The following is a 24,714-nucleotide window of genomic DNA, read 5'->3' as shown; positions in this document are numbered from 1 at the left end:
AGAGATGTCACAGCAGAACGCACGTCGTGGGGGAACGGGCTGGGCCCTCGTCATCACCAGCGTCGCCGGTTTCATGGCGGCCCTGGACAATCTCGTCGTCACCACCGCGCTGCCCTCCATCCGCGAGGACATGGGCGGAGGACTGCACGACCTGGAATGGACCGTGAGCGCGTACACGCTCACCTTCGCGGTGCTGCTGATGTTCGGGGCCGCCCTTGGCGACCGCTACGGCCGCCGCAGGCTGTTCACCGTCGGTCTCACCGTCTTCACCGGTGCCTCCGCCGCCGCGGCCATGGCACCCGGCATCGACTCGCTCATCGCCGCCCGCGCGGTCCAGGGCGTCGGCGCGGCGATCATGATGCCGCTGACACTGACCCTGCTGACGGCCGCCGTGCCCGCCGAACGGCGTGGCATGGCGTACGGCATCTGGGGCGCCGTCAACGGGCTCGCCGTGGCCTCCGGTCCGCTGGTCGGCGGCAGCCTCACGGAGCACATCTCCTGGCAGTGGATCTTCTGGCTGAACGTTCCGCTGGGTCTGGCCCTGCTACCGCTCGCCCGTTTCCGCCTCGCCGAGTCGTACGGCACCGGAGCCCCGCTCGACCTTCCCGGCACCCTGCTCGCCAGCGGCGGACTCTTCGGCATCGTCTACGGCCTGATCCGCGGGCCCGTCGACGGCTGGACCGGACCCGTGGTGCTGACGGCCCTGTTCGCCGGCGCCGCGTTGCTGGCCGGCTTCGTCCGCCACGGCATCAACAGCAAGAACCCCATGCTCCCCATGCGCCTCTTCCGTTCCCGGGCCTTCTCCGGGATCAACGCGGCGAGCCTGCTGATGTTCCTGGGCATGTTCGGCTCGATCTTCCTGCTCAGCCAGTACATGCAGCACGTACTCGGTTACACGCCCACCGAGGCGGGGCTGCGCATGCTGCCCTGGACCGGCATGCCGATGCTGGTCGCCCCGATCGCCGGCATCCTGTCGGACCGCATCGGAGGGCGCCCGGTCGTCGCTGCCGGGCTCTTCCTCCAGGCGGTCGGCCTCGGCTACCTCGCCTCCGTGATCACGGCCGATGCCTCCTACGCCGTCCAACTGCCCGGTCTGATCCTCAGCGGGATCGGCATGGCCCTGTTCTTCGCCCCCGCCTCCGCCCTGGTGATGTCCAGCGTCGTACCGAAGGAGCAAGGCATCGCCTCCGGCGCCAACAACGCCCTGCGCGAGGTCGGTGGCGCGCTCGGCATCGCGCTCATGGGCTCGATCTTCGCGGCGCAGGGCGGTTACGAGTCCGGGCAGTCCTTCGTCGACGGGCTGCGGCCCGCGGTCGCGGTGGGCGCCGGGGTGGTGGCCCTCGGAGGCGTCGCGGCCCTGTTGATTCCGTCCCGCCGCCGGGACGGCCAGGCGTCCCCGGAGGAGCCCGGGCCGGCGCCGACGACCGAACCGGCACTCGTCCCGGCCGGGGGCGAGGCCTCCCGCTGACCTCCTGACACGCGAGAGCGACAGCCGAGAGGCCACGAGAGCACCACACGTAAGCACCACACGAAGCGCCACACGAGAAACGACCCACGAGAAGCACCGCACCAGAAGCCACGGACGAGACACGAAAGGAACCCGACGTGCCCACCCTTCCCTGGATCGTTCCGAACCGGCCGCCGCAGGCCACGGAGGTGCACGTCTTCGCCTCCCGCTTCGAGACCCGCACCCTGTGGGGAGCGCTGAAGTTCCTGGCGCGCACGCCCGGCGTGTGGCGGCAGGTCGGCAAGGCGCCCGGAGCGTACGGCGCATCCCTGAAGGCGGAACCGCTCAAGCGGACCTTCTGGACGCTGTCCGCCTGGGAGTCGCCCGAGGCCCTCAAGGCCTTCGCCCACTCCGGCACCCACGCGCCCACCTCACGCGGGCTGGCCGGGGAGATGCGGGACTCGACGTTCGCCTCCTGGCCGGCGTCGAGCGACGAGCTTCCGGTGAACTGGGCGGAGGCACGACGCCGTCTGACGTGAGTACGGACATGAGGACGGACACGAACACGGACACAGGACGAACGTGAGGACAGGAAACGCCCCGGGCGACCGGGGCGTTTCCCGCTGCCCGGGACTGTCGGTGCCGTCTCGTACTCTTGAGCGCGTGCAGGAACTCCACGACGCCCCCCTCGCCCCGCTGACCACCTTCCGTTTGGGAGGACCGGCGACCCGGCTGGTCACGGCCACGACCGACGCCGAGGTGATCGCCGTCGTCCGCGAGGCCGACGACACCGGCACGCCCCTGCTGCTCATCGGCGGCGGATCCAACCTGGTCATCGGCGACAAGGGCTTCGACGGCACGGCCCTGCACATCGCCACGCGCGGTCTCTCCCTCGACGGCACGACGCTGGAGCTGGCGGCCGGCGAGATCTGGAGCGACGCCGTCGCCCGGACCGTCGAGGCCGGACTCGCCGGCGTCGAGTGCCTGGCCGGCATCCCCGGCTCGGCGGGCGCGACGCCCATCCAGAACGTCGGCGCGTACGGCCAGGAGGTCTCCTCGACGATCACCGAGGTGATCGCGTACGACCGCAGAGCCGGCGGGACGGTCGCCCTCACCAACGCGGACTGCGGATTCTCCTACCGCCACAGCCGCTTCAAGGCCGAACCCGAGCGGTATGTCGTCCTGCGTGTCCGCTTCGGGTTGGAGAACGCCGACGGGCTCTCCGCCCCCCTCCGCTACGCCGAGACGGCCCGCGCCCTCGGTGTCGAGGCAGGCGAGCGGGTACCGCTGGCGACGGCCCGCGACACCGTGCTGAAGCTGCGCGCCGGCAAGGGCATGGTCCTGGACCCCGAGGACCACGACACCTGGTCGGCCGGGTCGTTCTTCACCAACCCGATCCTCACGGACGAGGAGTTCGCCGCCTTCCGCACGCGCGTGGCCGAACGCCTCGGCGGCGCCGCCGAGCCGCCCGCCTTCCCGGCCGGCGAGGGCCTGGTCAAGACCTCCGCGGCCTGGCTGATCGACAAGGCCGGCTTCACCAAGGGCTACGGCACCGGCCCGGCCCGCATCTCCACCAAGCACACCCTCGCTCTCACCAACCGCGGTGAGGCGACCACGGAGGACCTGCTCGCCCTGGCCCGCGAGGTCGTCGCCGGAGTCCGCGAGGCCTTCGGCGTCACGCTGGTCAACGAACCGGTGACGGTCGGCGTCAGCCTCTAGCCGAAGCCGAAGCCGAAGCCGAAGCCGAAGCCGAAGCCGGAGCCGAAGCCGAAGCCGAAGCCGGAGCCGGAGCCGGAGCCGGAGCCGAAGCCGAAGGGCCGGGGAGCCGCCTCAGTAGGCGACGCCCACGCCCTGTTTCAGGGTGGCCGCGTCCCCGGTCATCGCGAGCATCGCGTGGGCGACATCGGCGCGGCCGACGTAACGGCCCTTGGTCGGGAAACCGCCGATCTCCGTCCGGTACCGGCCGGTGAGCGGCTTGTCCTGCAGGCGCGGCGGCCGGACGACCGTCCAGTCGGTGGTGCTGCGCGCCACTTCCGCCTCCATGGCGCGCAGATCGGCGTAGACGTCCTTGAGGACGGCGGAGATGACGCCGAGCACCCCCCGGTCCAGGAGTCCGGCGTCGCGTGGCCGGGGCCCGACCGGAGCGGCACTGACGACCAGCAGCCTGCGCACGCCCTCCGCCTCCATCGCGCCGAGCACCGTCCGGGTGAGCCGTGTCGCGACCCCGGCGTCGGCGCGGCGGCGTGCGCCGAGGCCGGACAGTACGGCGTCCCGCCCGGCCACCGCCGGCCGGACAGCCGCCGGGTCGCCCAGGTCCGCGCGGAACACGTCCAGACGTTCGCCGGTCACGGACAGCCGCGAGGGGTCCCGTACGACGGCCGTGACCTGGTGTCCGGCGTCGAGGGCCTGCCGGACGACCTCTTGGCCGATGCCTCCGGTGGCACCGAAGACGGTGAGCTTCATGGCGTACTCCGTTCCGTGCGGTGGCGCGGCTGCGCTGTGGTGGACGACCCGGTGGGTGAGTACTTACTCACCTCTTCCCTCCTCTAGGGTGAGTAAATACTCACCCCACGTCAATCCCCGACTGGAGCCGCCATGCCGCCCGTCAAGCCGGCCCGGGAACGCATTCTGGACGCCGCCCATGAGCTGATGCTCACCGTCGGGCTCGCCCGGGCCACCACCAAGGAGATCGCCAAGGGAGCCGACTGCTCCGAGGCGGCGCTGTACAAGCACTTCGTGAGCAAGGAGGAGCTCTTCATCCGCGTCCTGTCCGAGCGGCTGCCGCGGCTGACCCCGCTGCTGCGGGAACTCGCCGCCGAGCCGGGCCGTGGCTCTCTCGAGGAGAACGTCACGGAGATCGCCCGTCAGGCCGCGCTCTTCTACGAGCAGAGCTTCCCGATCGCCGCCTCGCTGTACGCGCAGACGCAGCTCAAACGGCGGCACGACGACGCGATGCGGGAGATGGGCACCGGGCCGCACCTGCCGATCGAGGGCCTCGACGCCTACCTGCGCGCCGAGCAGGCCGCAGGGCGTGTCCGCGCCGACGCGGACACCTTCGCCGCCGCGTCGCTGCTGCTGGGCGCCTGCGCGCAGCGGGCGTTCGCGTACGACGCGACGCGGAGCGGTGTCCGCCCGCCGATGGACGACTTCGCCCGGCGACTCGCCCGGACACTGCTCGCGGGGGTCTGCTGAACTGCCGCCCCTACGAGGCCATCCAGTCGTCCACCCCCGCCAGCAGCTTCTCCTTCACATCCTTCGGCGCCGCCGACCCCCGTACCGACTGGCGTGCCAGTTCCGCCAGCTCCGCGTCGGTGAACCCGTGGTCCTGCCGGGCGATCTCGTACTGGGCGGCCAGCCGGGACCCGAACAGCAGGGGATCGTCCGCGCCCAGGGCCATCGGCACCCCGGCCTCGAACAGCGTCCGCAGCGGCACGTCCTCCGGCTTCTCGTACACGCCCAACGCGACGTTCGACGCCGGGCACACCTCGCACGTCACCTGCCGGTCCGCCAGCCGCTTCAGCAGCCGCGGGTCCTCCGCCGCCCGCACCCCGTGGCCGATCCGGTCGGCCTCCAGGTCGTCGAGGCAGTCCCGTACGGACAGCGGCCCGGTCAGCTCGCCCCCGTGCGGTGCGGACAGCAGCCCCCCTTCCCGCGCGATCGCGAACGCCCGGTCGAAGTCCCGGGCCATGCCCCGCCGCTCGTCGTTGGACAGGCCGAACCCGACCACGCCCCGGTCCGCGTACCGCACCGCGAGACGGGCCAGCGTCCGCGCGTCCAGCGGATGCTTCATCCGGTTGGCGGCGACCAGCACCCGCATCCCGATCCCGGTGTCCCGGACCGTCGTCTCCACCGCGTCCAGGATGATCTCCAGCGCCGGGATGAGCCCGCCCAGCCGCGGCGCGTACGACGTCGGGTCCACCTGGATCTCCAGCCACCCCGACCCGTCCCGCAGGTCCTCCTCGGCGGCCTCGCGGACCAGCCGCTGGATGTCCTCCGGCTCCTGGAGGCACGATCGCGCCGCGTCGTACAACCGCTGGAAGCGGAACCAGCCCCGCTCGTCCGTCGCCCGCAGTTTCGGCGACTCACCGCGACCCAGTGCCTCGGTCAGCGTCTCGGGCAGACGCACGCCGTGCTTGTCGGCCAGTTCCAGCAGGGTCGCGGGCCGCATCGACCCGGTGAAGTGCAGGTGGAGATGGGCCTTCGGCAGTTCAGAGACATCACGTACACGCTCCATTCCGTGATCCTGCCGTACGACACGGCCGACCCGACAGCACTTTCCCCGTACGTGGTCTTGCTCGCACAAACAAAGCAGGGTCTCACCGGTACGGTCCGGTGAGACCCTGCTGAAGAACGGCCGGAGCGCGACCGTCAGTCCCTGGCCTCCGCCAGCAGCTTCTGGATCCGGCTCACGCCCTCGGCGAGGTCCTCGTCCCCGAGCGCGTACGACAGCCGCAGGTACCCGGGCGTGCCGAACGCCTCGCCGGGCACCACCGCGACCTCGGCCTCCTCCAGGATCAGCGCGGCCAGCTCGACCGTGTCCTGCGGGCGCTTGCCGCGGATCTCCTTGCCGAGCAGAGCCTTGACCGACGGGTAGGCGTAGAACGCGCCCTCCGGCTCCGGGCACAGCACGCCGTCGATCTCGTTGAGCATCCGCACGATCGTCCTACGGCGCCGGTCGAAGGCCTCCCGCATCTTCGCCACGGCGTCCAGGTCGCCGGAGACCGCGGCGAGCGCCGCCGCCTGCGCCACGTTGGACACGTTGGACGTGGCGTGCGACTGGAGGTTCGTCGCGGCCTTGACGACGTCCTTCGGGCCGATGACCCACCCGACCCGCCAGCCGGTCATCGCGTACGTCTTGGCGACACCGTTGACGACGATGCACTTGTCACGCAGCTCGGGCAGCAGCGCCGGCAGGGACACGGACGCGGCGTCGCCGTAGACGAGGTGCTCGTAGATCTCGTCGGTCAGCACCCACAGGCCGTGCTCGACGGCCCACTGGCCGATCGCCTCGGTCTCGGCCTCGCTGTACACGGCCCCCGTCGGGTTCGACGGCGACACGAACAGGACGACCTTCGTCTTCTCGGTGCGCGCGGCCTCCAGCTGCTCCACGCTCACGCGGTAACCGGTCGTCTCGTCGGCGACGACCTCGACCGGGACACCGCCGGCCAGCCGGATCGACTCCGGGTACGTGGTCCAGTACGGCGCCGGGACGATGACCTCGTCGCCCGGGTCGAGGATCGCGGCGAACGCCTCGTAGATGGCCTGCTTGCCGCCGTTGGTGACCAGAATCTGCGACGGGTCGACCTCGTAGCCGGAGTCGCGCAGCGTCTTGGCGGCGATCGCGGCCTTCAGCTCCGGCAGTCCGCCGGCCGGGGTGTAGCGGTGGAACTTCGGGTTCTTGCACGCCTCGATCGCGGCCTCGACGATGTAGTCGGGCGTCGGGAAGTCGGGCTCACCGGCGCCGAAGCCGATCACCGGCCGCCCGGCGGCCTTGAGGGCCTTGGCCTTGGCGTCCACGGCGAGGGTGGCGGACTCGGAGATCGCGCCGACTCGGGCGGAGACCCGGCGCTCGGTGGGAGGGGTTGCAGCGCTCATGGGGCCATCGTTCCAGACAGGGAAGTTCCGGGACACACGGGTTTCACGGACTGAGCAGGACGAGATCCGCCGAGGCCTGCCGAGGCCAGGCGGGACCTGGGTGGGACCTGGGCGGGATCCGGCCAGAGCGGTCGGGACCGGGCGGGCCAGGACGGGGCAAACGCCGGAACAACAGTCCGGACCGGCCCCCGCGGCCAGGGCGATCTTCGGCCAGGACGGCACGGCGAGGGCTCCCGCGCGTCCTTTCTGTTCGACGCCCGGCCGCTGAGCACGTACACTCTCACCTCGTTGGCCTTCAACGGCTCGCACTCACTCGGTGCACACCAAGCATCCGGGCGGATGCGGTACGTTGGGGGACACACAAAGGGTCGTAGCTCAATTGGTAGAGCACTGGTCTCCAAAACCAGCGGTTGGGGGTTCAAGTCCCTCCGGCCCTGCTACACACACCTTCGCCAGGATGTGTGCGCATGTACGTACAGCAATGCACCGCCGTGCGGCTCAGACCGGGCGCGGCACGGCCACGACCCGGAATCAGGTGAGGACGAGTGACGGACGCCGTGGGCTCCATCGACATGCCTGATGCCGAGGACGAAGCGCCGGACTCCAAGAAGAAGTCGCGCAAGGGCGGCAAGCGTGCCAAGAAGGGCCCGCTGAAGCGCCTCGCGCTCTTCTACCGCCAGATCGTCGCGGAGCTGCGCAAGGTTGTCTGGCCGAGCCGCAACCAGCTGACGACGTACACCACCGTGGTGATCATCTTCGTGGTCATCATGATCGGCCTGGTGACTCTGATTGACTATGGCTTCAGTAACGCCGCCAAGTACGTCTTCGGCTGATTCGAGAGCGAAGGGCGCCGAGGTACCCGGCGCCCCTTTCGCGTGTTCCACCCCTATGTATCCAGGAAGAAGCAGCCACCGTGTCTGACCCGAACGTGAACGACGCCATCGAGCCGGTCGAGTCCGTCAAGGACGAGCCCGGCACCCTCGAGGGCGCCGGCAACGAGGACACCGAGGCCTCCGTCGAGGCCGAGGCTGCCGACGACGCCGTCGTCGCGGACGCGGACGAGACCGCCGACGCCCAGGACGAGACCGCCGAGCCGACGGGTGACGACGCGGAGAGCGACGACGCCGACGCGGAGACCGACGAGGCCGCGGAGCCCGAGCCCGAGCTCGACCCGATCGAGAAGCTCCGCCAGGAACTGCGGGTCCTCCCCGGCGAGTGGTACGTGATCCACACCTACGCCGGTTACGAGAACCGCGTGAAGACCAACCTCGAGCAGCGCGCCGTCTCGCTCAACGTCGAGGACTACATCTTCCAGGCCGAGGTGCCGCAGGAAGAGGTCGTCCAGATCAAGAACGGCGACCGCAAGACGATCCGGCAGAACAAGCTGCCCGGTTACGTCCTCGTGCGCATGGACCTGACCAACGAGTCCTGGGGCGTCGTCCGCAACACCCCCGGTGTCACCGGCTTCGTCGGCAACGCCTACGACCCGTACCCGCTGACGCTGGACGAGATCGTCAAGATGCTCGCCCCCGAGGCCGAGGAGAAGGCCGCCCGCGAGGCCGCCGAGGCCGAGGGCAAGCCGGCTCCGCAGCGCAAGGTCGAGGTCCAGGTCCTGGACTTCGAGGTCGGCGACTCGGTCACCGTCACCGACGGCCCGTTCGCGACGCTGCAGGCCACGATCAACGAGATCAACGCCGACTCGAAGAAGGTCAAGGGCCTCGTCGAGATCTTCGGCCGCGAGACCCCGGTCGAGCTGAGCTTCGACCAGATCCAGAAGAACTAGTAGTCGCGGGCCGGCAGTCCCGGACCGGCGGTTCAGGACTGGCACGTCACAACTGGAACTTCTCTGGACGTATTGCTTCCGAGCAGGTCGGACAGGCTCAGGCAGCCTGTCTGACCTGCTCGGTTTTTGGCCGCACATCCATACCCGTTATCGTTGTGCGGTATGCCTGTGTCCGGGTCGCCCCCGGATGCGGGCAGGACCCGAATCGAAAGGACCCGGAGAGCTATGCCTCCCAAGAAGAAGAAGGTCACGGGGCTCATCAAGCTCCAGATCCAGGCCGGTGCCGCGAACCCGGCTCCGCCGGTCGGCCCCGCGCTGGGTCAGCACGGCGTCAACATCATGGAGTTCTGCAAGGCCTACAACGCCGCGACCGAGTCGCAGCGCGGTTGGGTCATCCCGGTGGAGATCACGGTCTACGAGGACCGCTCCTTCACCTTCATCACCAAGACGCCGCCGGCCGCCAAGATGATCCTCAAGGCAGCGGGCGTGGAGAAGGGCTCCGGCGAGCCGCACAAGACCAAGGTCGCGAAGATCACGCGTGACCAGGTCCGCGAGATCGCCACCACCAAGATGCCCGACCTCAACGCCAACGACCTGGACGCCGCCGAGAAGATCATCGCCGGCACCGCGCGTTCCATGGGCGTCACGGTCGAGGGCTGACCTCCACCCCCGTAAGCACGCCGCGCGGCGGTAGCCGCAAGGCCAGGACAGTGTGGCAGGGCCTGCTCGGCCCGGACCACGACTCCTCAGAAGCCAACAGGAGCAGTAGTGAGCAAGCGCAGCAAGTCTCTCCGCGCTGCGGACGCCAAGATCGACCGGGACAAGCTCTACGCCCCGCTCGAGGCCGTCCGTCTCGCCAAGGAGACCTCCACGACCAAGTTCGACGGCACCGTCGAGGTCGCCTTCCGCCTGGGTGTCGACCCGCGCAAGGCCGACCAGATGGTCCGTGGCACCGTGAACCTCCCGCACGGCACCGGTAAGACCGCCCGGGTCCTGGTCTTCGCGACCGGTGACCGTGCCGAGGCCGCGACCGCCGCGGGCGCCGACATCGTCGGCTCCGACGAACTGATCGACGAGGTGTCGAAGGGCCGTCTGGACTTCGACGCCGTCGTCGCCACCCCGGACCTCATGGGCAAGGTCGGCCGCCTCGGCCGCGTCCTCGGCCCGCGTGGTCTGATGCCGAACCCGAAGACCGGCACCGTGACCCCGGACGTGGCCAAGGCCGTGACCGAGATCAAGGGCGGCAAGATCGAGTTCCGCGTCGACAAGCACTCGAACCTGCACTTCATCATCGGCAAGGCGTCCTTCGAGGACACCCAGCTGGTGGAGAACTACGGCGCGGCGCTGGAGGAGATCCTCCGTCTGAAGCCGTCCGCCGCCAAGGGCCGCTACATCAAGAAGGCCGCCATCAGCACCACGATGGGCCCCGGCATTCCGGTCGACTCCAACCGCACCCGCAACCTCCTCGTCGAGGAGGACCCGGCCGCGGTCTGAGCCAACGGCTCGCCCCACCGGTTCACGGGCCCCGCACCTTCCGAGGTGCGGGGCCCGTTCCCTTTTCCGCGCCTGTTTCCGCCCCGCCCCCGTTCTTTGTTCCCGTTCCCTGTTCCGGCTCCCTGTTCCCGTTCCGTCGTCCCGCCTTCTTCCGGTCTTCTTCGGTGCTTCTCCGGTGCTTCTCCGGGACTTCCTCGGTTCTTCTCCCCGTCTTCTTCCCGTCTCCTTTTCCCGTACGGGCGCCCGTGGCCTGGGTTAGCGTGCGGTCACGGGACTCGCACGGGGGTGGGATGCATGACGGGCACGACGGCACGTCGTACGGTCGTCTCGATCGCGGTGACGGCCGCGCTGACCTGCGTCACCACCTGCACCTCCGCCGACCCGCCCACCGGCCACGCCGACCCGTCGGCGGAGCCCCTGCGCTCCGTGCAACGGGCGACCGGGCGCGCGGGTTCGGCGCGGGTGGAGTCCACGACCGTCATGGGCCGTGAGCTGTCCCTGGACGCCGCCGGAGCCCTCGGCTGGCGCGACGGCCTCACCGGCACCCTGACGATCACGTACACGGGCGGCACGACCGCGGAGACCATGCGCCGCCTCGGCACCACCGCGATGGAGGCCCGGTACCTGCCCGACGCGTACTACGCCAGGATGGGCGACGAGTTCGCCGACCGGGTGGGCGGCAGACACTGGATCAAGTACGTCTACGCCGACCTGGAGGACCTCGGCGGCGGTACGGGCGCCGGTTTCGCGGAACAGATGCGGACCAGCACACCCCACCATGCGGTGAAGCTGCTGCTGGCCTCCGACGACGTACGCAAGGTCGGCGAGGAGACGATCCGCGGCCGACGCACCGCGCACTGGTCCGGCACGGTGGGCGGCGCCACCGGGCAGACCGTCGACATCTGGGTCGACGACCGGGACCTGCTGGTCAAGAAGGTCGAGCGGGGGCGGACGAAGACCGGGGAACTGACCCAGACCGCCTACTACAGCGACTACGGCGTCGCCGTCTCCGCCGAGCGCCCTCCGGCCGGGGACACCGCCGACTTCACGGAGCTGCTGAAGGGGGCGGCTCGGTAATCCGAGACAGCCGGACGAAAACGTCGGATAAGCTCACAGCGTTTTCTCATATTCGACCGTACGTTCGTCGCGTTTCCTTGGGGGGAATCGATGAGGCTTTCTGTTCATTCGCGGGGTGGAGTGGCGCTCGCCGGCGTGTCCGTTCTGGTGCTGGCGGGTGGGGCCGTCGGCTGCGGCGCCGAGAAGAAGGACGGCGGCGAGCGGACCGTCCAGCAGGTACTGACCGCGGCCTACGAGAAGACGGCCGAGGCCAAGTCCGCCAACGTCGAGATGACCATGTCGATGCCGGCCGCCATGGAAGGCGGCGGCGACGTCTCGATGACCGGTGTCATGGGCTGGGACCCGACGGTCATGGACGTGACCGTGAAGGGCTCCATGCTGGCCACCGAGCCGGACGCCCCGGAGCAGATCCGGATGATCTGGCGCGACAACGTGATGTACGCGGACATGGGCGCGGCCGCCGCCAAGGACATGGACGGCAAGCGCTGGATGAAGTTGGACCTGGGGGCCGCCGCCGAGTCCGCGGGCGCCGAGGCCGGTGGGGCGATGCTGTCCGGCATGGAGAACATGAACCAGAACCCGGTCGAGCAGCTGGCCCTGCTCCTGGAGTCGCCCAATCTCAAGCACGTCGGCGAGGAGAAGGTCGACGGTGAAACCGCCCAGCACTACAAGGGCACACTCACCGTCAAGGAGGTGCTGGAGAGCAACGACAGCCTGGACGTGCTCGAGCCCAAGGAGCGCGAGCAGCTGCTGAAGAACGTCGAGAAGTCCGGCGTCAAGGGCTACGACACCGAGGTCTGGGTCAACGACGACGACATGCCGGTCCGCATGGACGTCGGGATGGACACCCCCCAGGGCAACATCGACATGAGCATGAAGCTCTCCGACTACGGCGCCAAGGCCGAGGTCGAGGTGCCGTCGGCCGGTGACACCTTCGATCTCTTCGAGATGATCAAGAACCTGGGCGAGATCGCCGACGACGAGGGAGCCCTCGACGGGGGAAACCTCGACGAGGAGCTGGCCCAGCTGGAGGCCCTGGAGTCCGGCTCCGGGGTCTGAGTCCCGGTCCCGCGCGTCGCTCCGCCGACCGGATTTGCCTGCCGGCGATCCGGTCGGGTACCTTCCTGGAGAAGCCAAAGACCGCTGGTCGTTGCCGTGTGCTCGCGAGAGTCACGGTGGCCGAAGGATCCGCTGAACTGCGGACGACCCGCGCAGGTGACTGTGGATGAACTCCCGGAGTACCCGCTCACGCGTGTGCCGGCCGGTCGAGTCACGCCCCGTGCGCCTGCGCCGGGGCGTTTCGTTTTCCCCAGTCCTCCTTCGGGTCCGCGCGGTCCGAATCACCCGGAAGGAGGCCGAGGCTCTATGGCGACGCCCGAAAAGGCTGCCGCGGTTGCCGAGCTGACGGACAAGTTCCGCAGCTCCAACGCCGCCGTGCTGACCGAGTACCGCGGTCTCACCGTGGCGCAGCTCAAGACGCTGCGCCGGTCGCTCGGTGAGAACGCCCAGTACGCCGTGGTGAAGAACACGCTGACCAAGATTGCGGCCAACGAGGCCGGGATCACGCTCGACGACCAGCTCTTCGCTGGTCCGACGGCCGTCGCCTTCGTCACCGGTGACCCGGTGGAGTCGGCGAAGGGTCTGCGCGACTTCGCCAAGGACAACCCGAACCTCGTCATCAAGGGCGGTGTCCTTGACGGCAAGGCGCTGTCCGCCGACGAGATCAAGAAACTTGCGGACCTCGAGTCCCGCGAGGTTCTGCTCTCCAAGCTGGCCGGTGCCATGAAGGGCAAGCAGTCCCAGGCTGCCTCTGTCTTCCAGGCGCTGCCCTCGAAGCTCGTCCGCACCGTGGACGCGCTCCGTGCCAAGCAGGACGAGCAGGGCGGTGCCGAGTAATTCGGCTCGCTTTCCGATCCTCGCCGCGTGCGCCGCATGAGGTGAGGGTCGTTGCGGGCCCGACGTACGCCCGCCTCACCCCGTACATCCGGCACCTGCCGAATTAGTGGAAGGACCGCCATCATGGCGAAGCTCAGCCAGGACGACCTGCTCGCCCAGTTCGAGGAGATGACCCTCATCGAGCTCTCCGAGTTCGTGAAGGCCTTCGAGGAGAAGTTCGACGTCACCGCCGCCGCTGCCGCGCCGGTCGTCGTCGCCGGTGGTGCCGCTGGTGGCGCCGCCGCCGAGGCCGCCGAGGAGAAGGACGAGTTCGACGTCATCCTCACCGGTGCCGGCGACAAGAAGATCCAGGTCATCAAGGTCGTGCGCGAGCTGACCTCCCTGGGTCTGAAGGAGGCCAAGGACCTCGTGGACGGCGCCCCGAAGCCCGTCCTCGAGAAGGTCGCCAAGGACGCCGCCGACAAGGCCGCCGAGTCCCTCAAGGGCGCCGGCGCCTCGGTCGAGGTCAAGTAACACCTCACAGGTCCCAGCGACCGTGCAGGTTTCACTGACCTCACCGGTCGCAACGACCCCGCAGGTCTCATGGATCTCACGGATCCGTCAGAACCTGTAACGCCTCAGCGCCGAAGAGCGATCATCCATCCGGGTGGTCGCTCTTCGGCGTACGCGGGGTCCGGCGGCGGCTGCCTTGCACGCGTGGCGGCGAAGAGTATGGTGATCTTCGTCGTGCCGTCGCCGGGGCCCTGGGAGCCCCTGGCGGCAGGCGGTTCGAGCAAGGGGGGCCTTGACGAACCGCACGCAGCGCGCGATTCTCAGGACGCGTCGTCACAAGGATCCGAATCCGAGGCATGGATCCACGGCGAAGAGGGCAGTATCACGGTGCGTTGAGGGCGAGGCCTTGCCGCAGGTGGTGAGAACAACGAGGAGCGAACACGGTCCCCGAGACCCGCACTGGACATCAGTGTGCCATGTGGCTACACTGACCCTTTGCGCTGCCTGTTAGTTGCCCCCTGCCCGTCACCAGGGGTCTGCCCTCACCCGAGCACCGACGATCAGAGCATGCCTGACCTGGCTTTCGGGCCACATCAGGCGCCCCCTGTCTTCGTGCACGGAAGAGGGGCCGGTACGCGCGTAGTGAGTCCGAGCCCTCGGAAGGACCCCCTCTTGGCCGCCTCGCGCAATGCCTCGACCGCGAATACGAACAACGCTGCCAGCACCGCCCCGCTGCGCATCTCCTTTGCAAAGATCAAGGAGCCCCTCGAGGTTCCGAACCTTCTCGCGCTGCAAACCGAGAGCTTCGACTGGCTGCTCGGCAACGACGCGTGGAAGGCTCGCGTCGAGTCGGCTCTGGAGTCCGGTCAGGACGTCCCCACCAAGTCCGGTCTGGAAGAGATCTTCGAGGAGATCTCGCCGATCGAGGACTTCTCCGGGTCGATGTCGCTGACGTTCCGCGACCACCGCTTCGAGCCCCCCAAGAACAGCATCGACGAGTGCAAGGACCGCGACTTCACGTACGCGGCCCCGCTCTTCGTCACCGCCGAGTTCACCAACAACGAGACCGGCGAGATCAAGTCCCAGACGGTCTTCATGGGCGACTTCCCGCTCATGACCAACAAGGGCACCTTCGTCATCAACGGCACCGAGCGTGTCGTCGTGTCGCAGCTGGTCCGTTCGCCGGGTGTCTACTTCGACTCCTCCATCGACAAGACGTCCGACAAGGACATCTTCTCCGCCAAGATCATCCCGTCCCGGGGTGCCTGGCTGGAGATGGAGATCGACAAGCGCGACATGGTCGGTGTGCGCATCGACCGCAAGCGCAAGCAGTCCGTGACCGTCCTCCTCAAGGCCCTCGGCTGGACCACCGAGCAGATCCTCGAGGAGTTCGGCGAGTACGAGTCCATGCGCGCCACCCTGGAGAAGGACCACACCCAGGGCCAGGACGACGCGCTGCTCGACATCTACCGCAAGCTGCGTCCGGGCGAGCCGCCCACGCGTGAGGCCGCGCAGACGCTGCTCGAGAACCTCTACTTCAACCCGAAGCGCTACGACCTGGCCAAGGTCGGCCGCTACAAGGTCAACAAGAAGCTCGGCGCCGACGAGCCGCTGGACGCCGGCGTGCTCACCACCGACGACGTCATCGCCACCATCAAGTACCTGGTGAAGCTGCACGCCGGTGAGACCGAGACGGTCGGCGAGTCGGGCCGGGAGATCGTCGTCGAGACCGACGACATCGACCACTTCGGCAACCGCCGCATCCGCAACGTCGGCGAGCTGATCCAGAACCAGGTCCGTACGGGTCTCGCCCGTATGGAGCGCGTCGTGCGCGAGCGCATGACGACCCAGGACGTCGAGGCGATCACGCCGCAGACCCTGATCAACATCCGGCCGGTCGTCGCCTCCATCAAGGAGTTCTTCGGCACCAGCCAGCTGTCCCAGTTCATGGACCAGAACAACCCGCTGTCGGGGCTGACGCACAAGCGTCGTCTGAACGCCCTCGGCCCGGGTGGTCTCTCCCGTGAGCGGGCCGGCTTCGAGGTCCGTGACGTCCACCCGTCGCACTACGGCCGCATGTGCCCGATCGAGACGCCCGAAGGCCCGAACATCGGTCTGATCGGCTCGCTCGCCTCGTACGGCCGGATCAACCCGTTCGGCTTCATCGAGACGCCCTACCGCAAGGTCGTCGACGGCCAGGTCACGGACGACGTGGACTACCTGACCGCCGACGAGGAGGACCGCTTCGTCATCGCGCAGGCCAACGCCACGCTCAACGACGACATGCGCTTCTCCGAGGCCCGCGTCCTGGTCCGCCGTCGTGGCGGCGAGGTCGACTACGTCCCCGGTGACGACGTCGACTACATGGACGTCTCGCCGCGCCAGATGGTGTCGGTCGCGACCGCCATGATCCCGTTCCTCGAGCACGACGACGCCAACCGTGCCCTCATGGGCGCGAACATGATGCGCCAGGCGGTGCCGCTCATCAAGAGCGAGTCCCCGCTGGTCGGCACCGGCATGGAGTACCGCTCCGCCGCCGACGCCGGCGACGTGGTCAAGGCCGAGAAGGCGGGTGTGGTCCAGGAGGTCTCCGCGGACTACATCACCACCACCAACGACGACGGCACGTACATCACGTACCGCCTGGCCAAGTTCTCCCGGTCCAACCAGGGAACCTCGGTCAACCAGAAGGTCATCGTCGCCGAGGGCGACCGGGTCATCGAGGGCCAGGTCCTGGCCGACGGTCCGGCCACCGAGAACGGCGAGATGGCGCTCGGCAAGAACCTGCTGGTCGCGTTCATGCCGTGGGAGGGTCACAACTACGAGGACGCGATCATCCTGTCGCAGCGCCTCGTGCAGGACGACGTCCTCTCCTCGATCCACATCGAGGAGCACGAGGTCGACGCCCGTGACACCAAGCTCGGCCCCGAGGAGATCACCCGGGACATCCCGAACGTCTCCGAGGAGGTCCTCGCCGACCTCGACGAGCGCGGCATCATCCGCATCGGCGCCGAGGTCGTCGCCGGCGACATCCTCGTCGGCAAGGTCACGCCCAAGGGCGAGACCGAGCTGACGCCGGAGGAGCGCCTGCTCCGCGCGATCTTCGGTGAGAAGGCCCGTGAGGTCCGTGACACCTCGCTGAAGGTGCCGCACGGTGAGATCGGCAAGGTCATCGGCGTCCGCGTCTTCGACCGCGAAGAGGGCGACGAGCTGCCGCCGGGCGTGAACCAGCTGGTCCGCGTCTACGTCGCGCAGAAGCGCAAGATCACCGACGGTGACAAGCTCGCCGGCCGCCACGGCAACAAGGGCGTCATCTCCAAGATCAACCCGATCGAGGACATGCCGTTCCTGGAGGACGGCACCCCGGTCGACATCATCCTCAACCCGCTGGGTGTCCCGTCCCGAATGAACCCGGGACAGGTCCTGGAGATCCACCTCGGCTGGCTCGCCAGCCGCGGCTGGGACGTCTCCGGCCTCGCGGAGGAGTGGGCACAGCGCCTGCAGGCCATCGGCGCCGACAAGGTCGAGCCCGGCACCAACGTCGCCACCCCGGTCTTCGACGGTGCGCGCGAGGACGAGCTGGCCGGCCTGCTCCAGCACACCATCCCGAACCGCGACGGCGAGCGCATGGTGCTCCCGTCCGGCAAGGCGCGGCTGTTCGACGGCCGCTCCGGTGAGCCGTTCCCGGAGCCGATCTCGGTCGGCTACATGTACATCCTCAAGCTCCACCACCTGGTCGACGACAAGCTGCACGCCCGGTCGACCGGCCCGTACTCGATGATCACCCAGCAGCCGCTGGGTGGTAAGGCCCAGTTCGGTGGTCAGCGCTTCGGTGAGATGGAGGTGTGGGCGCTGGAGGCTTACGGCGCCGCGTACGCCCTCCAGGAGCTGCTGACGATCAAGTCCGACGACGTGACCGGCCGCGTGAAGGTCTACGAGGCCATCGTCAAGGGCGAGAACATCCCTGAGCCCGGCATCCCCGAGTCCTTCAAGGTGCTCATCAAGGAGATGCAGTCCCTGTGCCTCAACGTGGAGGTGCTGTCCAGCGACGGTATGTCCATCGAGATGCGTGACACCGACGAGGACGTCTTCCGCGCAGCGGAGGAGCTCGGCATCGACCTGTCCCGGCGCGAGCCGAGCAGCGTCGAAGAGGTCTGACGGGAGTCCGGTCCGGAGGTTCAGCGATGAAGATCCCTGAGCCTCCGGCCGGCCCCAGGACCCCCGTTTCAGACCCCAAGACTTACAACCCTGAGAGGGATTGACGCATAGTGCTCGACGTCAACTTCTTCGACGAGCTCCGGATCGGTCTGGCCACCGCTGACGACATCCGTCAGTGGAGCCACGGCGAGGTCAAGAAGCCCGAGACGATCAACTACCGCACGCTCAAGCCCGAGAAGGACGGACTCTTCTGCGAGAAGATCTTCGGTCCGACCCGGGACTGGGAGTGCTACTGCGGCAAGTACAAGCGCGTCCGCTTCAAGGGCATCATCTGCGAGCGCTGTGGCGTCGAGGTCACGCGCGCCAAGGTGCGCCGTGAGCGGATGGGCCACATCGAGCTCGCCGCCCCCGTCACCCACATCTGGTACTTCAAGGGCGTTCCGTCGCGGCTGGGCTACCTGCTCGACCTCGCCCCGAAGGACCTGGAGAAGGTCATCTACTTCGCGGCGTACATGATCACGTACGTCGACGAGGAGCGCCGCACCCGCGACCTGCCCTCGCTGGAGGCCCACGTCTCCGTCGAGCGCCAGCAGATCGAGCAGCGCCGCGACGCCGACCTGGAGGCCCGCGCCAAGAAGCTCGAGACCGACCTGGCCGAGCTCGAGGCCGAGGGCGCCAAGGCCGACGTGCGCCGCAAGGTGCGCGAGGGTGCCGAGCGTGAGATGAAGCAGCTGCGCGACCGTGCGCAGCGCGAGATCGACCGCCTCGACGAGGTGTGGAGCCGGTTCAAGAACCTCAAGGTCCAGGACCTGGAGGGCGACGAGCTGCTCTACCGCGAGCTGCGCGACCGCTTCGGCACCTACTTCGACGGCTCCATGGGCGCCGCTGCCCTGCAGAAGCGCCTGGAGTCCTTCGACCTCGACGAGGAGGCCGAGCGCCTCCGCGAGATCATCCGTACCGGCAAGGGCCAGAAGAAGACCCGTGCGCTCAAGCGCCTCAAGGTCGTCTCCGCGTTCCTGCAGACCAGCAACAGCCCCAAGGGCATGGTGCTGGACTGCGTGCCGGTCATCCCGCCGGACCTGCGTCCGATGGTGCAGCTGGACGGTGGCCGCTTCGCGACCTCCGACCTGAACGACCTGTACCGCCGCGTCATCAACCGCAACAACCGCCTGAAGCGGCTTCTCGACCTCGGCGCGCCCGAGATCATCGTGAACAACGAGAAGCGCATGCTCCAGGAGGCCGTCGACGCGCTCTTCGACAACGGCCGTCGTGGTCGCCCGGTGACGGGCCCCGGCAACCGTCCGCTGAAGTCGCTGTCCGACATGCTCAAGGGCAAGCAGGGCCGCTTCCGTCAGAACCTGCTCGGCAAGCGAGTCGACTACTCGGCGCGTTCCGTGATCGTCGTCGGCCCGCAGCTGAAGCTGCACCAGTGCGGTCTGCCGAAGGCCATGGCGCTGGAGCTCTTCAAGCCGTTCGTGATGAAGCGCCTGGTCGACCTGAACCACGCGCAGAACATCAAGAGCGCCAAGCGCATGGTCGAGCGCGGCCGCACGGTCGTGTACGACGTGCTCGAAGAGGTCATCGCGGAGCACCCGGTTCTGCTGAACCGCGCGCCCACGCTGCACCGCCTCGGCATCCAGGCCTTCGAGCCGCAGCTGGTCGAGGGCAAGGCCATCCAGATCCACCCGCTCGTCTGCACCGCGTTCAACGCGGACTTCGACGGCGACCAGATGGCCGTCCACCTGCCGCTCTCCGCGGAGGCGCAGGCCGAGGCCCGCATCCTGATGCTGTCCTCGAACAACATCCTCAAGCCGGCCGACGGCCGTCCGGTGACGATGCCGACCCAGGACATGGTCCTCGGTCTGTTCTTCCTCACCACCGACGGCGAGGGCCGCGACCTCAAGGGCGAGGGCCGTGCCTTCGGTTCCGCCGCCGAGGCGATCATGGCGTTCGACGCGGGCGACCTGTCGCTCCAGTCGAAGGTCGACATCCGCTTCCCGGTGGGCACCATCCCGCCCCGCGGCTGGGAGCCCCCGGCCCGCGAGGAGGGTGAGCCGGAGTGGCAGCAGGGTGACACCTTCACCCTGAAGACCACGCTGGGCCGCGCGCTCTTCAACGAGCTGCTGCCCGAGGACTACCCGTTCGTCGACTACGAGGTCGGCAAGAAGCAGCTCTCCGAGATCGTCAACGACCTCGCCGAGCGCTACCCGAAGGTCATCGTGGCGGCGACGCTCGACAACCTGAAGGCGTCCGGCTTCTTCTGGGCGACCCGTTCCGGCGTCACCGTGGCCATCTCCGACGTCGTCGTTCCCGAGGCGAAGAAGGAGATCGTCAAGGGCTACGAGGCGCAGGACGAGAAGGTCCAGAAGCAGTACGAGCGCGGTCTGATCACCAAGGACGAGCGCACGCAGGAGCTCATCGCGATCTGGACCAAGGCGACCAACGAGGTCGCCGAGGCGATGAACGACAACTTCCCGAAGACCAACCCGATCTTCATGATGGTGAACTCGGGTGCACGAGGCAACATGATGCAGATGCGTCAGATCGCCGGTATGCGTGGTCTGGTGTCGAACGCGAAGAACGAGACGATCCCGCGTCCGATCAAGGCGTCCTTCCGTGAGGGCCTGTCCGTGCTGGAGTACTTCATCTCCACGCACGGTGCCCGTAAGGGTCTGGCGGACACCGCTCTGCGTACCGCCGACTCGGGTTACCTCACGCGTCGTCTGGTCGATGTCTCCCAGGACGTCATCATCCGCGAGGAGGACTGCGGCACCGAGCGCGGTCTCAAGCTGCCGATCGCCACGCGTGACGCGGACGGGACGCTGCGCAAGGCCGAGGACGTCGAGACCAGCGTGTACGCCCGCATGCTCGCCGAGGACGTCGTCATCGACGGCAAGGTGATCGCGCCGGCCAACGTCGACCTCGGTGACGTGCTCATCGACCAGCTGGTGCGCCACGGTGTCGAGGAGGTCAAGACCCGTTCGATCCTGACCTGCGAGTCCCAGGTCGGCACCTGCGCCATGTGCTACGGCCGCTCGCTGGCCACCGGCAAGCTGGTCGACATCGGTGAGGCGGTCGGCATCATCGCCGCCCAGTCCATCGGTGAGCCCGGTACCCAGCTGACGATGCGTACCTTCCACACCGGTGGTGTGGCCGGTGACGACATCACCCAGGGTCTGCCCCGTGTCGTCGAGCTCTTCGAGGCCCGTACCCCGAAGGGTGTCGCCCCGATCTCCGAGGCCTCCGGCCGCGTCCGGATCGAGGAGACCGAGAAGACCAAGAAGATCGTCGTCACCCCGGACGACGGCAGCGACGAGACGGCGTTCCCGATCTCGAAGCGCTCCCGTCTGCTGGTCGGCGAGGGCGACCACGTCGAGGTGGGCCAGAAGCTCACCGTGGGTGCCACCAACCCGCACGACGTGCTGCGCATCCTGGGTCAGCGTGCCGTCCAGGTCCACCTGGTCGGCGAGGTCCAGAAGGTCTACAACTCGCAGGGCGTGTCGATCCACGACAAGCACATCGAGATCATCATCCGGCAGATGCTGCGCCGCGTGACGATCATCGAGTCCGGCGACGCCGAGCTGCTGCCCGGCGAGCTCGTGGAGCGCACGAAGTTCGAGACCGAGAACCGTCGCGTGGTCCAGGAGGGCGGTCACCCGGCCTCCGGTCGTCCGCAGCTGATGGGTATCACCAAGGCCTCGCTGGCGACGGAGTCCTGGCTGTCGGCCGCCTCCTTCCAGGAGACGACCCGAGTCCTGACGGATGCGGCGATCAACGCCAAGTCCGACAGCCTCATCGGCCTCAAGGAGAACGTCATCATCGGTAAGCTCATCCCGGCCGGTACGGGCCTGTCCCGCTACCGCAACATCCGGGTCGAGCCGACCGAGGAGGCCAAGGCCGCGATGTACTCGGCCGTCGGCTACGACGACATCGACTACTCGCCGTTCGGCACGGGCTCCGGCCAGGCCGTTCCGCTGGAGGACTACGACTACGGTCCGTACAACCAGTAAGCGAGTCGCCTGACAAGGGCGCTGCGACCGAAGGGCGGTCACCCCACGTGGGTGGCCGCCCTTCGGCGTGTGCTCGACGGGGTGGCTACGGCACGCCCAGCTCGAAGAGGACGTAGTGCGCGTACCAGCCGGAGGCGAGTGCGGCCGTGGAGAAGAAGACCACCAGGGCCGGGAGCTTCAGCCGGCTCAGGGCCGCGGCCGGGACGAGGAGGAGGGGGAAGGCGGGGAGCAGGTAGCGCATGGTGTTGCCGAACATCTGCTGGGTGCCGAGGACGGTGATGATCGTTGCCAGGGTGTAGGCGACGAGCACCAGCGGGGGGCGCTCGCGCCACATGAGGGCGACCAGGAAGGGCAGCGCCAGGACCAGCAGGAGGGAGAGCAGGTCCGGGGTGTAGAAGGCGAAGGGGTAGTCGCCGCGGCCCACCGCGAGGTTGAGCAGCACGTCCAGGGTGTGGGCGCCGTAGTCGAAGAAGTGCGCCCAGCCCTCGCGCTGGAGCGTGAAGTACGCCGTCGGCTCGCCGATGCTGTAGCCGACCCAGGCGATGTAGCCGAGCAGGCCCAGGGGGGCGACGGCCATGGCGTACACCGGGCCGCGTACGCCGTGTTCGCGTCGGGTGGCGGGGCGGGCGAGGACCACCAGCGCGGCGAGTCCCACGGCGCCTATCAGGACGGCGGAGGTGGGGCGGTTCAGGCCCGCGGTGAAGGCCAGCAGGCCGGCCGCCACCCAGCGCTTGGTCATCACGGCGTAGCAGGCCCAGGCGGCGATGGCGACGAACAGGGACTCGGAGTACACCGCCCACTCGACGCCCGCGCCGGGGGCCACGGCCCACAGTCCCGCGGCGACGGTGCCCGCGCGGGCACCGGCGACGAGGCGGATCACGGCGAAGATGCCCGCTGCCGCGACGAACGAGCAGACGACGGAGACCAGGATCCCGGAGCCGTACAGACCGAGGCCCGTGGTCTCCGAGACCATGCGGATCAGGGACGGGTAGAGCGGGAAGAAGGCGACCGAGTTCTGCTGGACCGTGAACAGGCCGTCCGAGTCGAGCGGCACCAGGGCGGGGCTGTAGCCGTGCTCGGCGACCTGGAGGTACCACCAGCCGTCCCAGGTGGCCAGGACGTCCCACCAGTGGGCGCCGCCGCCGAAGCGCGGGTTCTTCCCCTTGTAGTCCCCGGCGTACTCCAGCAGGGAGGCGAAGACCGCGAGGCCGACGAGCTTCGTGACGCCGTACAGGACGAGCGGGGCGAGATAGGGGCGCGCGCCGTCCGGCAGGGTCGGCGGCCAGGTCCTCCCGTGGTGTTTCCGGCGTTCGCCGGACAGCCGTTCCGGTGCGCCCGCCGACTCGTCGGTCACCGTTTCGTCGGCAGCCGTGTCCATGGCTGTCATCCCCCTCAGTCCACCCTCAACCGTCAGTTGCTGCCATAAGATCGCACAAGAGTCGCACATCTGTGCTCGATGTTCGGGGGAGGGGAGGCGCGGTGCCCGAGGGACGGGACGGAGAAGTGCACGAAGCGGTCGTGCTGTCGGTCGTCATTCCGATGTACAACGAGGAAGAGGTCCTGCCCGCGCTGGTCAGCAGGCTGCGGCCGGTCCTGGCGGAGCTGGGCGTCGCCCACGAGGTCGTCGCGGTGGACGACGGCAGCGGTGACCGTACGGCGGAGTTGCTGGCCGCCTTCCGGCTGGGCTGGCCGGAACTGCGGGTGGTCGCGCTGCGGCGCAATTCCGGGCACCAGGCGGCCCTCACCGCCGGCCTGGACCGGGCGTGCGGCGCGTACGTGGTGAGCCTGGACGCCGACCTCCAGGACCCGCCGGAGAAGATCCCCGACATGCTGGCGCTGGCCCGCGCGGAGGGGCTCGACATCGTGTACGGCGTCCGTGTCGACCGCAGCAGCGACTCCGGGTTCAAGCGGTGGTCGGCGGGCCTGTACTACCGGCTGATGCGGCGCCTGGCGGGCCCTTCGGTCCTCGCGCAGGCGGGCGACTTCCGGCTGCTCAGCCGGGCCGCCGTGGACGCGCTGAAGGCGCTGCCGGACCAGCAGCGGGTCTACCGGCTCCTCGTGCCCTGGCTGGGCTTCCCGAGCGGTCGGGTGACGTACGAGCGTGCTCCGCGCACCGCGGGCCGTACCAAGTATCCGCTGGGCCGGATGATCCGGCTCGCGGTCGACAGCGTCACCGGGTTCTCCGCGGCCCCGCTGCGGCTGGCCACCTGGCTGGGCGCCGGCGCCTTCGTCGTGTGCCTGGGGCTGCTGGTCTACACGCTGGTCGCCTTCGCCCTGGGCCGCACGGTGCCCGGCTGGACGTCGCTCTTCACCGGCATCGTCTTCATCGGCGCCGTGCAGCTGATCTGCGTCGGGCTGCTCGGCGAGTACGTCGGCCGCATATACACGGCCGTGCAGAACCGCCCGACGTACTTCGTCCGCGACGACACGGCCGCCCCGGCTCCGTCCGCCGACGGGCGGGCCACCGCCGGTCCCGGCGAGGTGCGGGAGCCGCGCGTCCCCGTGCCGCGGTCCTGAGGCGCCCTGCGCCGATCGGGGCACAGTGGGGTGAATCGGGTGTCGGTGCCGGTCCCGCGCATTTGTTTTGACCGCAGCGAATGCGATAGGTACGCTCAGACCTTGTGCCTGGGGTGTGCCCTGGCCCTCGTGCGTGCCTTCAACCGCTGTGAGGGTCAAGACCGGCCACCGTGATCCGCGCCCCTTTCGCCTTGCGGCGAAAGTCCGCGGCTTCGACACGCCCGACCGCGTGGGTCGGCGGCGTT

General features: G+C 68.8%; 19 protein-coding genes and 1 tRNA gene. 16 read left to right on the top strand and 4 right to left on the bottom strand.

Going from position 1 to position 24,714, the window contains the following annotated elements; translation table 11 throughout:
* Positions 1–4: 4 nt before the first annotated feature.
* From ACP4IX_RS20345 to ACP4IX_RS20335, 3 genes are all read left to right on the top strand, one after another.
* Positions 5–1,468: an MFS transporter gene (locus tag ACP4IX_RS20345; protein ID WP_426556282.1), complete on the top strand. Its 1,464-nt coding sequence runs from the start codon at positions 5–7 to the stop codon at positions 1,466–1,468.
* 137 nt (positions 1,469–1,605) lie between these two features.
* Entirely contained in the window at positions 1,606–1,986 is a 381-nt protein-coding gene (locus tag ACP4IX_RS20340; RefSeq protein ID WP_426556281.1) for a DUF3291 domain-containing protein, read from the top strand.
* 124 nt (positions 1,987–2,110) lie between these two features.
* Positions 2,111–3,166 (top strand): UDP-N-acetylmuramate dehydrogenase, encoded by a 1,056-nt coding sequence (locus ACP4IX_RS20335; protein ID WP_426556280.1) that lies wholly within the window; start codon positions 2,111–2,113, stop codon positions 3,164–3,166.
* A gap of 111 nt (positions 3,167–3,277) precedes the next feature.
* Here ACP4IX_RS20335 and ACP4IX_RS20330 read toward each other — a convergent pair whose 3' ends face one another.
* Positions 3,278–3,910: an NAD(P)-dependent oxidoreductase gene (locus tag ACP4IX_RS20330; protein WP_426556279.1), complete on the bottom strand. Its 633-nt coding sequence runs from the start codon at positions 3,908–3,910 to the stop codon at positions 3,278–3,280.
* Positions 3,911–4,042: 132 nt separating this feature from the next.
* Here ACP4IX_RS20330 and ACP4IX_RS20325 point away from each other — a divergent pair, with 132 nt between their 5' ends.
* Entirely contained in the window at positions 4,043–4,639 is a 597-nt protein-coding gene (locus ACP4IX_RS20325) for a TetR/AcrR family transcriptional regulator (protein WP_426524539.1), read from the top strand.
* A 10-nt stretch (positions 4,640–4,649) separates the two neighbouring features.
* On the opposite strand, the gene ACP4IX_RS20320 is transcribed toward ACP4IX_RS20325, so the two are convergent.
* Complete coding sequence (locus tag ACP4IX_RS20320; protein ID WP_426524541.1) at positions 4,650–5,681, bottom strand: adenosine deaminase; 1,032 nt, start codon at positions 5,679–5,681, stop codon at positions 4,650–4,652.
* 134 nt (positions 5,682–5,815) lie between these two features.
* Positions 5,816–7,042 (bottom strand): pyridoxal phosphate-dependent aminotransferase, encoded by a 1,227-nt coding sequence (locus ACP4IX_RS20315; protein WP_426524543.1) that lies wholly within the window; start codon positions 7,040–7,042, stop codon positions 5,816–5,818.
* Positions 7,043–7,406: 364 nt separating this feature from the next.
* On the opposite strand from ACP4IX_RS20315, the gene ACP4IX_RS20310 reads away from it, so the two are divergent.
* The 11 genes from ACP4IX_RS20310 (at position 7,407) to ACP4IX_RS20260 (ending at position 21,952) form a co-directional block, all read left to right on the top strand.
* A tRNA-Trp gene (locus tag ACP4IX_RS20310) sits at positions 7,407–7,479 on the top strand.
* A gap of 108 nt (positions 7,480–7,587) precedes the next feature.
* A complete protein-coding gene (secE, locus tag ACP4IX_RS20305; RefSeq protein WP_279565425.1) occupies positions 7,588–7,875 on the top strand; it encodes a preprotein translocase subunit SecE in 288 nt (95 codons plus the stop codon).
* 80 nt (positions 7,876–7,955) lie between these two features.
* Positions 7,956–8,825: a transcription termination/antitermination protein NusG gene (nusG, locus tag ACP4IX_RS20300; RefSeq protein WP_426556278.1), complete on the top strand. Its 870-nt coding sequence runs from the start codon at positions 7,956–7,958 to the stop codon at positions 8,823–8,825.
* Positions 8,826–9,050: 225 nt separating this feature from the next.
* Complete coding sequence (gene rplK / locus ACP4IX_RS20295) at positions 9,051–9,485, top strand: 50S ribosomal protein L11 (protein ID WP_006130605.1); 435 nt, start codon at positions 9,051–9,053, stop codon at positions 9,483–9,485.
* Positions 9,486–9,593: 108 nt separating this feature from the next.
* A complete protein-coding gene (gene rplA, locus ACP4IX_RS20290) occupies positions 9,594–10,319 on the top strand; it encodes a 50S ribosomal protein L1 (protein WP_426524548.1) in 726 nt (241 codons plus the stop codon).
* Positions 10,320–10,613: 294 nt separating this feature from the next.
* A complete protein-coding gene (locus ACP4IX_RS20285; protein WP_426524550.1) occupies positions 10,614–11,396 on the top strand; it encodes a hypothetical protein in 783 nt (260 codons plus the stop codon).
* A 90-nt stretch (positions 11,397–11,486) separates the two neighbouring features.
* Positions 11,487–12,455, top strand: coding sequence for a hypothetical protein (locus tag ACP4IX_RS20280; protein ID WP_426556277.1), 969 nt, complete (start codon positions 11,487–11,489; stop codon positions 12,453–12,455).
* A 306-nt stretch (positions 12,456–12,761) separates the two neighbouring features.
* Positions 12,762–13,292 carry a 50S ribosomal protein L10 gene (gene rplJ / locus ACP4IX_RS20275; RefSeq protein ID WP_073725156.1) on the top strand — a complete coding sequence of 177 codons (531 nt, stop codon included), beginning with the start codon at positions 12,762–12,764 and terminating at the stop codon, positions 13,290–13,292.
* A 123-nt stretch (positions 13,293–13,415) separates the two neighbouring features.
* The gene (rplL, locus tag ACP4IX_RS20270) at positions 13,416–13,805 is read left to right on the top strand and encodes a 50S ribosomal protein L7/L12 (protein WP_426524554.1); all 390 of its coding nucleotides are present in this window, start codon (positions 13,416–13,418) and stop codon (positions 13,803–13,805) included.
* A 651-nt stretch (positions 13,806–14,456) separates the two neighbouring features.
* A complete protein-coding gene (rpoB, locus tag ACP4IX_RS20265) occupies positions 14,457–17,942 on the top strand; it encodes a DNA-directed RNA polymerase subunit beta (RefSeq protein ID WP_053135571.1) in 3,486 nt (1,161 codons plus the stop codon).
* A 110-nt stretch (positions 17,943–18,052) separates the two neighbouring features.
* Positions 18,053–21,952, top strand: coding sequence for a DNA-directed RNA polymerase subunit beta' (locus tag ACP4IX_RS20260; protein WP_426524557.1), 3,900 nt, complete (start codon positions 18,053–18,055; stop codon positions 21,950–21,952).
* An 85-nt stretch (positions 21,953–22,037) separates the two neighbouring features.
* Here ACP4IX_RS20260 and ACP4IX_RS20255 read toward each other — a convergent pair whose 3' ends face one another.
* Positions 22,038–23,330, bottom strand: a complete 1,293-nt coding sequence (locus ACP4IX_RS20255; protein WP_426524587.1) for a hypothetical protein — start codon at positions 23,328–23,330, stop codon at positions 22,038–22,040.
* Positions 23,331–23,431: 101 nt separating this feature from the next.
* Between ACP4IX_RS20255 and ACP4IX_RS20250 the strand changes: the two genes are divergently transcribed.
* Positions 23,432–24,469: a glycosyltransferase family 2 protein gene (locus ACP4IX_RS20250; protein ID WP_426556276.1), complete on the top strand. Its 1,038-nt coding sequence runs from the start codon at positions 23,432–23,434 to the stop codon at positions 24,467–24,469.
* Positions 24,470–24,714: the final 245 nt, after the last annotated feature.

The organism is Streptomyces sp. WG5 (genome assembly GCF_049974565.1).
In the GTDB taxonomy this organism is placed as follows: Bacteria; Actinomycetota; Actinomycetes; order Streptomycetales; family Streptomycetaceae; genus Streptomyces.
This window is presented reverse-complemented; position numbering and strand designations above follow the sequence as displayed.

Bases quoted from the DNA above. Each gene is read 5' to 3' on its own strand.
- ACP4IX_RS20285 (WP_426524550.1), top strand. From the start codon at position 10,614: ATGACGGGCACGACGGCACGTCGTACGGTCGTCTCGATCGCGGTGACG.
- ACP4IX_RS20330 (WP_426556279.1), bottom strand. From the start codon at position 3,910: ATGAAGCTCACCGTCTTCGGTGCCACCGGAGGCATCGGCCAAGAGGTC.
- ACP4IX_RS20255 (WP_426524587.1), bottom strand. From the start codon at position 23,330: ATGGACACGGCTGCCGACGAAACGGTGACCGACGAGTCGGCGGGCGCA.
- ACP4IX_RS20280 (WP_426556277.1), top strand. From the start codon at position 11,487: ATGAGGCTTTCTGTTCATTCGCGGGGTGGAGTGGCGCTCGCCGGCGTG.
- ACP4IX_RS20320 (WP_426524541.1), bottom strand. From the start codon at position 5,681: ATGGAGCGTGTACGTGATGTCTCTGAACTGCCGAAGGCCCATCTCCAC.
- rplK (WP_006130605.1), top strand. From the start codon at position 9,051: ATGCCTCCCAAGAAGAAGAAGGTCACGGGGCTCATCAAGCTCCAGATC.
- ACP4IX_RS20315 (WP_426524543.1), bottom strand. From the start codon at position 7,042: ATGAGCGCTGCAACCCCTCCCACCGAGCGCCGGGTCTCCGCCCGAGTC.
- ACP4IX_RS20325 (WP_426524539.1), top strand. From the start codon at position 4,043: ATGCCGCCCGTCAAGCCGGCCCGGGAACGCATTCTGGACGCCGCCCAT.
- rplL (WP_426524554.1), top strand. From the start codon at position 13,416: ATGGCGAAGCTCAGCCAGGACGACCTGCTCGCCCAGTTCGAGGAGATG.
- rplJ (WP_073725156.1), top strand. From the start codon at position 12,762: ATGGCGACGCCCGAAAAGGCTGCCGCGGTTGCCGAGCTGACGGACAAG.
- ACP4IX_RS20345 (WP_426556282.1), top strand. From the start codon at position 5: ATGTCACAGCAGAACGCACGTCGTGGGGGAACGGGCTGGGCCCTCGTC.